Below are 11,671 nucleotides of genomic sequence, written 5' to 3' on the forward strand. Positions count from 1 at the left end.
AGAGGAAACTTTCATGCACGGTTCTTAGGGGGGAAGGAGACCGTAAGGTCTCTGACCTACCCGACTTATCGGAAAGATGGGGTAAAGGCCGCTATGTCCTGTAGCGTAATGCATGGGGAAATAGTGGAAGGAGGTTTACATGTCGAGTCAAATAATATGGAGATACATGTCCTTAGCAAAATATATTGAGTTATTAAGAAGCCAATCTCTTTATTTCCCTAAAGCATCTCTCTTTGATGATGCAACAGAGGGAAAATGGGCAATCCATTCATTTTTAAATGCAGATAAGATAAGACTTTTACAATTAAAAAGAAATAGAGAAATATTAGATGGGATTCTTAAGAGGTCAGGAAATAACGATACTAAGCTATATCAGGAAGTTACAAAAGTATTAACCGAAGAAAAAATAAATACTCTTCTTAAAGGCGTATTGGATAGTTTTAATTTTTATTATATTCATAACAGGTCTAAATTTAAAGGAAATCAATATTTAAAAAGCCTAGTGGATGGATGGAAAAAAAGAATTGAAGAGTATCCAGAAACTAAGAAAAAAAGCATATCACAAGTTTTAATCCATCGAGAATCTACATACATAAATTGTTGGTATAGGGCAGACGAAATGTCCTTGGCTATGTGGCAACTCTTTGGAGGTGGAGAAGAATCAATTGCAATTCGCACTACAATAGGTAAGCTAAAACAAGTTCTTAAACAGAATGATAATTATTTGGAAAATAAGGGATATGAAAGTGATATTTCTGAAGTTGATTATATCTCTAACTTAAAGGAACCAAACGAAGAAAAGAGAGATAAGATAATGAGTATCCTTTGTAAAGGTAAAGATGCTACTGTAGGACAATTCAGTATAAAGCCAAAAGAATATGAGTATGAAAAGGAAGTGCGTGGGATTATCTATCCAATAAGATCTCCTTATGATAAAGTGATTGATCCAGATCCAGACATTAATGGTTTTAGTATTCCTATCGTAATTAACATAAATCAATCATCTGTAAATCAACTTAGTCAATTTATTGATGAAGTTCATATTCATCCTTTGCAAGGTGAAAATTCCATAATATTTAAAGTAATAAAGGAATTACATAAGCTATTTGATATTGAAGAAATACCTATAAAGTCTAATATGATTGAGGCTTTTGGGAAAGAGGTCGACTTTTAAGACAGAAACTTGATTTATCAAATTACTAGACGTAACAACTAAGAAAGAAGAATATTAAAAGTCTAAGGGTGTGCTCTGTTGTACTCTGGAAGCTGGAGGCCTCATCCCTGACGTACGGACACCTAATTAGAATATTTTTAAAAGTTACATATAATTTGGCTAATATAATTATATAATTTATTTTCATCTAGTACAAATATTTAAAAATAGTGCACTTGGTATAATGTGTAAGTAATAAAGGGTATATTCCTCCCTAAGTACATAGTTGTTGCTTATAATTACCAACTATTTAGTGTTATTTCTCATGTAAAATGAAATTAAAACACAGATAGTACTTTTGTAGTTGTGAGTTTAGATATCTCTTAAACCATTTTATACCACATTTAAATAAACTGTAAATTCTTACTGTTTTATTTTTAATCTTTTTTGTAACTCCAAGTAATGAGTTTTTCTTATTTTTGCGGCAATATACGCCTAAAATAATCATCCATGTATAAGCTATGCATAAACAAAAATAAAGATTTCTTATATAGACTAAGCTTTTACTCCAGGTATCTTCTAAGTTAAAGCCATTATTACAATTAGCATTATATTTTGAAGAGACATGATTTTCTTTAAAATAGATAGTAGTTCTAAAGAAAAATAAAATTTTCTTAGGATAATATTTCTAAACAAATGGAAAAATGATATAATAATGATATTATATTTAAAGGAAGTGTTTTAGATGGACGATAAAGTATTTGAATTCATGACAAAAATGTATTCGGATATAAGCTTGAAATTAGAAACAATGGATAAGAAATTAGAGACAATGGACAAGAAATTAGATTTAAAATCAGATAAAGCTGATATTGTTAAGCTAGAGAATAGTTTAGATATCAATTCAAAGGCTCTTTTTGATGGATATAATCAATTATGTGAAAAAGTTATACTCATAGAAAAAGAAGTAAAAGAATTATTATGTAAATTAGAAAAGCAAGATGTAGAAATAAAAGTTATTAAAGGCGGAAATCCTTAAATAAAAATCCTTATAATTTAAACATAAAAGATTTTATATTAGTAGCATAAAAATAAGATGGATACTATATGATGCTTACTTTTTTTGCTGATAAGAGTGTTTTTTAGTACTAAAAAAATGAATTATGAGATGTGTAAATAATTGAGAAAATAGAAAAATTAATCAGTGTTTAATTAAAGATAGGAAATAAAGTTTTATACATAAAAAAGAAATTTAGAGTATGTTTATAAAAATTTTGTTATAGGGGTACTTCGCTCAACACTTAGCCAACGTTCCGAAGTTTTCGGCACAAAAATGATCTAGCCAAGACTAGAATGGATAGATCTGAATTTATGTACATCTCGCCGAAAATTTCTTAAATTGCATGTTGTGTCAAGAGGACGGGGTTGTTGACACATTTTACAGTGAACTGGTTTAGCTAAAGCTAAACATCGAGGCTTCAAGTGGAGACTCAACTCCTCCTGAAGATTTATAATAGGAACTCAACATTATAGAAGGTGGATCTTAGAATAAGATAAAAGCTGGCACATAACAAATAGGAGGAATTTATAATGAAAAAGTTAACCCATGTTCTATTACTAATTATAATAACATCTGTTTTATTATATGGATGTCAAAATGAAAATAAAGAAGATTCAGACTTATATATAACAGAGACTTCAAATGAGACATTAGATATAAACGCTAGTATTCCTGAATTTATTACTGTTACAGAAGCAATAAAAATTCTGAAACCTAGACCGGTTGGTGTAAATCCCTGGCAAATAAAATACGCAAGTAAAGATTATATTTATGCTACCTATGACTTCGGTATTGAGTTTATCTTTAGATATAATATTAAGGAAAATATAATAGATAGAGCCCTTGATCTACGTAGCATACATAAAGAAAATATTACTACCCACACAACCTTTAAATTTTTATCGAATGGATTGCATGCTTATTTAACAACAGGAAATTTTGGAACAATTTTCCCAAATGTATACAAAGCAGACTTTGATAACCAGAGAGTAATGTTATTAGCTGAAACAGCAGATGATTTTTGGAGTCAATCATTTGGAGAAGAATACTACCCAATGAAAGATTATGGCGAATCGGCTCGTGAATATATTTCGAGGCTTGATGAAAATCCAAAATTGCCTAAGCTATATGATTGGAGTACAGTGGCACAAATAGATAAAGATAAATTTTTTGTGATAAGGCCTAATGAACCTCCTTTCCCGGGTAGTGGATATTATTATTTCAAATTTTTTATTATTGATGTGTATCAAAATGAAGTTATACAAGAATATAGAATAGATTCAATAGATTAAAATTTTCTCATTTTCCCTTTTGTAAAAAAATTCTGAAATCGAGGTGTTAACATGAATGAATTATTATCGAAAGAAGCTAAAAAACATGGTGACATACTTACAATAGTATCTTCACATCGTTTAAATGATTTAAAAAATGAGATTGATTTATTTGCTAAAAGCGAAAAGTTAAACAACTTTCAAAAGTGGATTGTCAATGAAATGTATAACTATGATATTCCCAATTCAAATTTATTGATTAATTCTATTATTCTTATAGCAATTTCACACCCTTTTTATGCCGATGTCATTTTTATCAAAGAAGGAAAAGAATACTTTGGAAAATGTTTTGTAGCCCTTAACTTTGATGAAACAGATAAATATTTAAGGATGTTTTTAGAAGAGCATGGATTTCAAGCTATACGTGCTAATAATCTACCATTGAAGAGGTTAGGTGTTCAAAGTGGTATTTCAGAATACGGAAGAAACAATATTACATATATTGATGGTATGGGTAGTAATTTTTCGTTGGTAGCATATTTCTCTGATATGCCGTGTGAGAATGATATATGGAGAAGTTCGGTAACAGCGAAGAGATGTAATAATTGCAATATTTGCTTAGATAATTGTCCTACAGGAGCAATAAGAAATGATTCATTTCTTATTGATAATCAGAAGTGCTTATCAGCAATGAATGAAGTTCCTGGAGATTTTCCAGATTGGCTACCGACATCCGTACACCATACCTGTTATGATTGTTTGAGATGTCAGGAAAAATGTCCTATGAATATAGGTCATACTGATAAAATAGCAGAGTGTATTATATTTTCAGAACAAGAGACAGAAATGCTCTTAAAGGGAAGACCAATTGAAGAATTATCAGAAGATATGAAACAAAAAATACTTTTTTTAGGCTTAGACCAATGGTATGATGCTATACCTAGAAATATTAAGGTGCTTATGAATAGGGAGTGAACTGGTTTAGCTAAAGCTAAACCAGTTCACTTTCAAATTTTACATGAACAAAGCAATATGCGTATAATAAAGGTGGTGGAAAATGATATGAAATGTATCTTTAAAAAATATGTTTAAAGCATATGCACTGTTACATATTCAAATGATTGAAATGACTTTAGTTCATATTATTCTATAAATGGTAAAGGAGCACTAATTTTAAATAATATTTAATGATCGATAGTGAATGGTTACGAAATTTTGATTAGGAGGAGAATAATGGATAAAATTAGTAGGATTAAAGATCACTTTGAAGATGAGGCAAAAGAATTTGATGAAATTATATTAAAGTTAATACCTTACTATGCACAGATGATTGAGGCATTAGTTTTGAGTATACCGTTTGGTGAAAAAGAAAAATTTAGAGTAATAGATTTAGGATGTGGCACAGGAACTATATCATGTTCAATTAAAAAGAAATATCCAAATGCAGAAATTACATGTTTAGATATTGCTGAAAATATGATATCCATTTCACAAGCTAAACTTAAAGAATTTGAAAATATTAATTATATTATTAATGATTTTTATAACTTTAATTTTGACAAACATTATGACATAGTTATTTCTTCTCTTGCATTACATCACCTTATGAGTGATGAGGACAAGAAATTATTTTACAAAAAAATATATAATTCTTTAACAGATAGAGGAGTTTTCTATAATGCAGATGTAGTCTTAGCTTCAAGTGAATATATTCAGAAAATATATATGAACAAATGGAAAGAGTATATGTTGAAAAATGTTTCAAATGAAGAAGTAGAAAACAAGTGGTTGCCAAGATATTATGAAGAAGATACCCCGACAAAACTTATAAATCATATAAAATGGATGGAAGAGATAGGATATAAAAATATAGATGTTATTTGGAAATATTATAATTTTACTGTCTATGGTGGATATAAGTGAACTTCGCTAGAAGGTGAAGTTTTAAAACAAGAAAATTTTAAATTGATTTAGGAGGGTTATATGTCAAATAACTCCACACCGCACGTGTCTAAGGCCTATGACAGTCAAGTGAGAAAGACAATACCATATTACGATTTATTTTTAAAAGAAACCATTGATATAGTTGACACAATAAATCCTAATCCAGACTTATGGCTAGATACAGGATGTGGTACTGGTAATATGGTTGAACTTGCATTAGATTATTTTAAAAAAACAAAATTTATGTTAGCAGATCCTTCTCACGAAATGATTAGAGTATCTAAAAATAAATTAAGGGAAAGGGATAGAATTAATTTTATTGGCACTTTTCCAACACAAGATTTGTGTTCTATAGATATAAAAACTCCTAATGTCATAACTGCAGTACAATGTCACCATTATTTAGATAAATCTACTAGAGAGAAGGCTACTCAAGTTTGTTTTAATTTACTTAGTGATAATGGCATATACGTTACCTTTGAAAATATTTGCCCATCAACAGAAGTAGGAGTAAACTATGTTAAGGAAAGATGGGCTAAATATCAGATTTCTCAGTTAAAGGATAAGACAGATACTCAAAATCATATAAAGAGATTTGGAGTTAATTATTTTCCTATTACTATAGAGGAGCATATTGAATTACTTAAGAAAACAGGCTTTAAGACTGTTGAATTGCTGTGGTTATCATATATGCAAGCAGGATTTTATGGTGTTAAGTAAAGAGTTGACTTAAGTTGTAAACCCATGATATTAGGTTAATTCTTTACAGTTGTTATAACATTGTGGAGGTTTAGGAGGTTTAGAATGTTTATTATTGACTATGTAACAGAAAGAGATAAAGACTTCTGGTTTTCCCTTGATGAACATATGTCTGAAAGTGAGTTTTTACTTAAAGTAAGAGATAAAAGAGGATATGTTATAAAAGACGACGAAAAACAAATTGGTATTTTAAGATACAATTTATTTTGGGATAACATACCATTTTTGAGTTTAATATATTTTAAGGAACAATATAGGAGAAAAAAATTTGGAGAAAAAGCAATGTTACATTGGGAAGAAGAAATGAGGCTACTAGGATATAAATGATTTTAGTTTGTATTATTCTATAAGTGGTCAAGGTAAGTCAATAATTTTTATCGATGGAAATTTTAACGACTCTCGTATATGGGATTATCAGGTACAAAGATTTTCTAACCATACAAAAATATCTAGTCAAAAAAGTATCTTCTATAAATATTGACATTATTTTTAATTAAACATATAATACTATTAAATCGTTTAAGAATAATTTACAATTTGTACAGTCTCAAAAGCTGTTTGATTTATAACTTAATTTATTAATATATCATAAATAGTGTATTTTTATGTTCTAATTTAGAGTATATTGTCATATTATTTCAGAAATGTATTTTGCTAACACTATAAAAAATGTTATGATTTTTGCGATTTATATCTTTGTTTTTAATAATAGTTATTTAGGAGATACATATGAGTATAATTGAAATAGCTAATCTTAAAAATATTTGGGTTAATGAAGATATAGTGTTGAATGTGCTAACAATTTAGCATTAAGACGGCTAAGTATTAATATTAGAAGGAATAAAATGAATCAAAAGGTGAAGTTTTAGAATTTAAAAAGGGGAAATTTCTATGTTAAATTTAGTTTATGTACTGTTTGGGTTAATAGTTTTATTACTAATTACACGTTTTACAATACAAAAGAAAAGATACAAAAGAGCTGTTACTTCAAATGAAATTAGTGAAATTAAAACATTTAAACTTGGAGGAAAGGAGCAAAAAGTATTAATAGAGGGAAAGAAAAAGAACCTTCCTGTACTTATTACTTTACATGGAGGTGTTGGTGGAGCCTTTGGTTTTAATATAGGATGCAGAGGACTATTTGAAGAGTTGACATCTGAATATATTGTTGTTTATTGGGATCAATACGGAATCGGTAAAAACACAGGGGAGATTAATTCAGATTTAACAGTTGAAACATATGTAAAAATGACTGTAGATTTGATAAAATCTATTAAAAATGAATATCCAGATAATAAATTATTTCTATTTGGAGTTTCCTGGGGGTCTATGTTGACATGTAAATCTACTAATCAAATGTCTCAATACATTGATGGTGTAGTTGTTTTTGGACATTTGTTAAACAGATACTATTGTACACCAGATGTTTTCGAAACATTATTAAGTAAAGATATAAAGAAAGAAGATATTGAATTTTTAAACTCTATAGAGGGTAAAAAATATTTAGAAGAAGATGAACTAAGAAAAGTTTGTATGCTTGTACATAAAAAGACAAATGGTAATGAGTATAGAGAAAAAAATGTTAGTTGCTCTAAAATATATAAACTTTTCCTAAACCCATTTTTAAGTCCAGATTATTCTTTAATTGAAGCCTTAAGGGTCTATTCAAAATGTAGAAAGTTTTTAAAGAAGACAAATCTTTTTGAAGAAATACGTAAAGCTGACTTAGAGGATGATCTTTCAAAAATAACAGTACCATATTATATTCTACAGGGAAAAGAGGATTTAAATACTTCAACTCAAAATATATGTGGATTTGTTAATGAATCAAGTAATGATAATCTGCATGTAAAGATTATTAATAAAAGTGGACACATTCCCAGTAATTCAGGTTTTGTGACATTGATTGAAGAAGTAGCTAAATTTAAAAGGAAGGTTGAGAATTTCAAGATTTCAGCTAAATTTTAGATATCAACTGCCAAAACTCAAGTGAACTTAAGAACTATTATTTATTTTGAAATTATAACAAGCAACGGGCAGGTTCTTTGCTATAATGAGATGACTAAAATTTTATCTAGTACTGAATACTCAATTAATTATAATGATAGTATTTGGCTCAAATAATATCATTTAGTTGTTTATACCTAAAGATTGTATTTTCTGATACTTCACCATTGCTACTATTGGTTTTTGTTACAAAAACTCTATGGTGGAGATATTATAAAAGGGAGCGTTCCTCTAAATAATTATACATGCACTATGAGTGATTTTATAAAATAAGGAGTAAGAGGTAATAACATATGAAGAAGGCTATTGTAATTGGAGCTACATCTGGAATAGGAAGAGAATTGACAAAAATATTGGCTAAGAATAATTATATAGTAGGATTTACTGGCAGAAGAGGTGAACTCCTTCGTGAGCTTAGTAAAGAGATTACTAGCAAGTCATATTGGAAGGAATTTGATATTTCCGCTAATGAATCTATGAGCAATTTAGAATGCCTAATAGAAGAAATGGGAAAAGTGGATTTAATAATAATATGCTCTGGATGTGGTTTTATTAATCCTGAACTTGATTTTAATAAAGAAAAGTTAACAATTGATGTAAATGTATCTGGATTTACTGCAATGGTTAATATTGCAATGAAACACTTTATTCATCAGAAGGCAGGTCATGTAGTTGGTATATCATCAATAGCTGCTCTAAGAGGTAGTGGAAGTGGTCCTGCATACAGTGCATCAAAAGCTTTTGTTTCAAATTATTTAGAAGGATTAAGACAAAATGTCAATAAATTGGCTCTGCCTATTACTATTACAAATATACAACCTGGTTTTGTTGATACTTTTATGGCACAAGGTGAAGGGCTTTTTTGGGTAGCTTCACCTAAAAAGGCTGCATTACAAATTTATAAAAAAATATTAGATAAGAAAAGTCATGCTTATATCACTAAGCGTTGGAGAGTTGTAGCCTGTTTACTAAAAATTATACCGGGTGGGCTTTATAAAAAACTATACTTTTAGTAATTTAAAACAAGTATCATTTTTGTAGAAGTGAACTCGTTTAGCTAAAGCTAAACATCTAGGCATAAGGTGGAGACTCAACTCCACCTGAAGATTTATAAGAGGAACTCTACCTTGTAGAAGTTGGAGTCTTAGAATAAGATAAAGGGGGTCTAAAAGTATGAGATATGCAGTTAAAACAATAGGGAACATAATATAAAGTATAAAGATTCTAAATGGAAACTAATTAATAACCAATCTTTGTATATTTATATTATAACTTACTTAATAATTCAAATACTGGGTTATGGTCTTAGTATTGATGCTTTGAAAATAGTGGTAATAACAGAAGATTCCACTAAAAGTACTTTTCCTGGAGTACCACTTTTATTGTCTTTAATGTTAGGAAGCATTGTTTACTATAATACTGTTCGTCAGAATAATTTTAATTGATAAAGACAAAAGTTTTAAAAGAATTTATTATCTTAATTCTTTGCATTGACTGTGATGAAGTGATATATCTTAATGAGGTACCAATCATAAGTACAATTAGGCATAGGGAATCCAACATCAGTTAATAATGTGTTACCGGCTCCGCTGTGAAGCTTTTTGTTAGGAGCGGTTCGCCGCGTTACAGCATAAGTTCGGCGTAGCAACCCGAACAAAAAGCAAACCAGTCTAAAGCTTGCTAATCATGGACAATGATTAGTTATAAGTGATAGCGTATAATTATAAATCATATGGGGGGTTACGATGAAAATAAATATGATACGGTCGGACAAGATTTATAGAAAGATGGCTCATGCGATAGAGCATAAAAGAAATGATATTTATCGCTATGAGTTAATGAATCCATTTAAATTTAAGTGGGAATGTATCAATGTTCCTATAAAAGCATCGCATGAAGGTGGATATGATGTAGTTATGGCCTCAAGTATGCTAGGATTTTTACCACCAATAGAAGTTGATGAATCGCATATAAATGAAATTGAATTAATATCTGATGAGAATTTATGGAAAGAATGTGAAAGGACAATTTCATCAGCATTAAAGAGATTTGAGGATATTGATTTTGATTTTGATGTGAATGAATATAATTTTACTATATTACTTGCTAATCCTGAAAGTTCGTATGTTGTATTAAGTAATGGATATTCTGGAGATGGAGGCATACCAGGATATATTTTATTAAGTTTAGTGCCAAACGATTATACAATGAGTCATTTACAGGCGGCACTAGCTCATGAATGTAATCATAATGTGCGTTGGCAATATCAAAAATGGAATATAAATGTTACATTAGCAGATATGATAATAAGTGAGGGATTAGCTGAAAATTTTGCAACAAGCATGTTTGGTGAAGAGCATTTAGGACCTTGGGTAAGCAAAACGGATTTAAAAACTTTGAACAATAAAATTAAACCAATAATAAAAGAAGGATTAGATGCTACTGGGTTTGATAATATTACAGCTTATTTGTATGGCGATGAAATAGCAGAATTACAAGGATTTTTTCCAGTGGGTTTATCGTATTGTGCAGGCTATGCATGTGGTTATTATTTGATTAAATATTATTTAAGAAAAACTGGTAAATTGATAGAAGAGGCAACAATAACTTCTACTAAAGAGATTATGAAGGAAGTTGCAGATTTTTGGTAGAATTTTAAGTATTGAAAAGTTTCCACCAAAAACTTCACATGTCAATATATGACAGCAAGGGCTACGCCACATGACAGAGGCTAAGATAAGAGCTATCTAATCATACGTGCAGTTCTACGGCATGGGAGGAAACAGCATATCCTTGCGCCGATTTTGAAAACAGAACTTTAAAAATTTAGTTGGTTCATATTTGTTCTATAAAGTGAATCAATCACTATTTGTATAATAGGAGATGAAAAAATATGAGATTAGACGGATTTGGTATATTTGTTAAGGATATGCCGACTATGGTTAAATTTTATCGAGATGTTTTAGAGTTTGATATTAAAGAAGATGTGAATACAAGCAATGTCTATCTTGAAAAGGATGGGACTTTATTTTTACTTTACCGTAGAAGTGATTTTGAAAAAATGACCAACAAGTCATTTTCTTATGCTGATAAAATAAATGGTCATTATGAAATTGCTTTAAGTGTTGAAAACTATGAAGCTGTAGATTTAGTTTTTGAAAAAGTAGTTTCTAAAGGAGCAATTCCTGTATTAAATCCAACGACAGAGCCTTGGGGACAACGTACTTGCTATGTTTCAGATCCTGAAGGAATTAAGCTGAAAGACCTAAACCGCAAGTCATGGCATAATATATGCTGCGGCTGGTCGTTTAGCTTCGCTAAACTGCTCTCCATACAACCTGGGTATGCTAGAGTCATGGCTAATTAAAACTGAACATGTATCGTAAAGCTTCATTAGTCACGACCTATGAAAGTCGGAAACAAAATTATAAGAATAATATTGAAAAAATTAATCAAATTAGTAGACATTACAGGAAG

11 protein-coding genes and 1 pseudogene are annotated in these 11,671 nt (G+C 29.7%); all 12 read left to right on the forward strand.

The genetic code is table 11. The features are described 5' to 3' along the window. Positions 1–139: 139 nt before the first annotated feature. Positions 140–1,174 carry a DUF2971 domain-containing protein gene (locus RBH29_RS16325; RefSeq protein ID WP_306698062.1) on the forward strand — a complete coding sequence of 345 codons (1,035 nt, stop codon included), beginning with the start codon at positions 140–142 and terminating at the stop codon, positions 1,172–1,174. A 724-nt stretch (positions 1,175–1,898) separates the two neighbouring features. Further along, positions 1,899–2,192 carry a hypothetical protein gene (locus tag RBH29_RS16330; protein ID WP_306698063.1) on the forward strand — a complete coding sequence of 98 codons (294 nt, stop codon included), beginning with the start codon at positions 1,899–1,901 and terminating at the stop codon, positions 2,190–2,192. Positions 2,193–2,743: 551 nt separating this feature from the next. Next, positions 2,744–3,505 (forward strand): hypothetical protein, encoded by a 762-nt coding sequence (locus tag RBH29_RS16335; protein ID WP_306698064.1) that lies wholly within the window; start codon positions 2,744–2,746, stop codon positions 3,503–3,505. Positions 3,506–3,556: 51 nt separating this feature from the next. Then, the gene (locus RBH29_RS16340; RefSeq protein ID WP_306698065.1) at positions 3,557–4,459 is read left to right on the forward strand and encodes a 4Fe-4S double cluster binding domain-containing protein; all 903 of its coding nucleotides are present in this window, start codon (positions 3,557–3,559) and stop codon (positions 4,457–4,459) included. 258 nt (positions 4,460–4,717) lie between these two features. Next, positions 4,718–5,407: a class I SAM-dependent methyltransferase gene (locus tag RBH29_RS16345; protein WP_306698066.1), complete on the forward strand. Its 690-nt coding sequence runs from the start codon at positions 4,718–4,720 to the stop codon at positions 5,405–5,407. Positions 5,408–5,467: 60 nt separating this feature from the next. Next, positions 5,468–6,148 (forward strand): class I SAM-dependent methyltransferase, encoded by a 681-nt coding sequence (locus RBH29_RS16350; RefSeq protein WP_306698067.1) that lies wholly within the window; start codon positions 5,468–5,470, stop codon positions 6,146–6,148. Between the two features lie 84 nt (positions 6,149–6,232). After that, complete coding sequence (locus RBH29_RS16355) at positions 6,233–6,514, forward strand: GNAT family N-acetyltransferase (protein WP_306698068.1); 282 nt, start codon at positions 6,233–6,235, stop codon at positions 6,512–6,514. A gap of 564 nt (positions 6,515–7,078) precedes the next feature. Further along, positions 7,079–8,155 carry an alpha/beta fold hydrolase gene (locus RBH29_RS16360; protein WP_306698069.1) on the forward strand — a complete coding sequence of 359 codons (1,077 nt, stop codon included), beginning with the start codon at positions 7,079–7,081 and terminating at the stop codon, positions 8,153–8,155. A 332-nt stretch (positions 8,156–8,487) separates the two neighbouring features. After that, on the forward strand, positions 8,488–9,207 hold the full coding sequence (locus tag RBH29_RS16365) for an SDR family NAD(P)-dependent oxidoreductase (protein ID WP_306698071.1): 720 nt from the start codon (positions 8,488–8,490) through the stop codon (positions 9,205–9,207). A gap of 240 nt (positions 9,208–9,447) precedes the next feature. Further along, a complete protein-coding gene (locus tag RBH29_RS16370) occupies positions 9,448–9,639 on the forward strand; it encodes a hypothetical protein (protein ID WP_306698072.1) in 192 nt (63 codons plus the stop codon). Between the two features lie 300 nt (positions 9,640–9,939). Beyond that, on the forward strand, positions 9,940–10,845 hold the full coding sequence (locus RBH29_RS16375) for a DUF2268 domain-containing putative Zn-dependent protease (RefSeq protein ID WP_306698073.1): 906 nt from the start codon (positions 9,940–9,942) through the stop codon (positions 10,843–10,845). Positions 10,846–11,087: 242 nt separating this feature from the next. Beyond that, positions 11,088–11,444 (forward strand): annotated as a pseudogene (locus tag RBH29_RS16380) (VOC family protein); the annotation flags it as partial. Positions 11,445–11,671 lie beyond the last annotated feature (227 nt).

Source organism: Herbivorax alkaliphila (genome assembly GCF_030848475.1).
In the GTDB taxonomy this organism is placed as follows: domain Bacteria; phylum Bacillota; class Clostridia; order Acetivibrionales; family Acetivibrionaceae; genus Herbivorax.

Excerpts from the sequence above, each read along its gene's own strand:
- RBH29_RS16340 (WP_306698065.1), top strand. The coding sequence starts at position 3,557 with ATGAATGAATTATTATCGAAAGAAGCTAAAAAACATGGTGACATACTT.
- RBH29_RS16350 (WP_306698067.1), top strand. The coding sequence starts at position 5,468 with ATGTCAAATAACTCCACACCGCACGTGTCTAAGGCCTATGACAGTCAA.
- RBH29_RS16345 (WP_306698066.1), top strand. The coding sequence starts at position 4,718 with ATGGATAAAATTAGTAGGATTAAAGATCACTTTGAAGATGAGGCAAAA.
- RBH29_RS16335 (WP_306698064.1), top strand. The coding sequence starts at position 2,744 with ATGAAAAAGTTAACCCATGTTCTATTACTAATTATAATAACATCTGTT.
- RBH29_RS16325 (WP_306698062.1), top strand. The coding sequence starts at position 140 with ATGTCGAGTCAAATAATATGGAGATACATGTCCTTAGCAAAATATATT.
- RBH29_RS16365 (WP_306698071.1), top strand. The coding sequence starts at position 8,488 with ATGAAGAAGGCTATTGTAATTGGAGCTACATCTGGAATAGGAAGAGAA.
- RBH29_RS16355 (WP_306698068.1), top strand. The coding sequence starts at position 6,233 with ATGTTTATTATTGACTATGTAACAGAAAGAGATAAAGACTTCTGGTTT.
- RBH29_RS16375 (WP_306698073.1), top strand. The coding sequence starts at position 9,940 with ATGAAAATAAATATGATACGGTCGGACAAGATTTATAGAAAGATGGCT.
- RBH29_RS16360 (WP_306698069.1), top strand. The coding sequence starts at position 7,079 with ATGTTAAATTTAGTTTATGTACTGTTTGGGTTAATAGTTTTATTACTA.
- RBH29_RS16330 (WP_306698063.1), top strand. The coding sequence starts at position 1,899 with ATGGACGATAAAGTATTTGAATTCATGACAAAAATGTATTCGGATATA.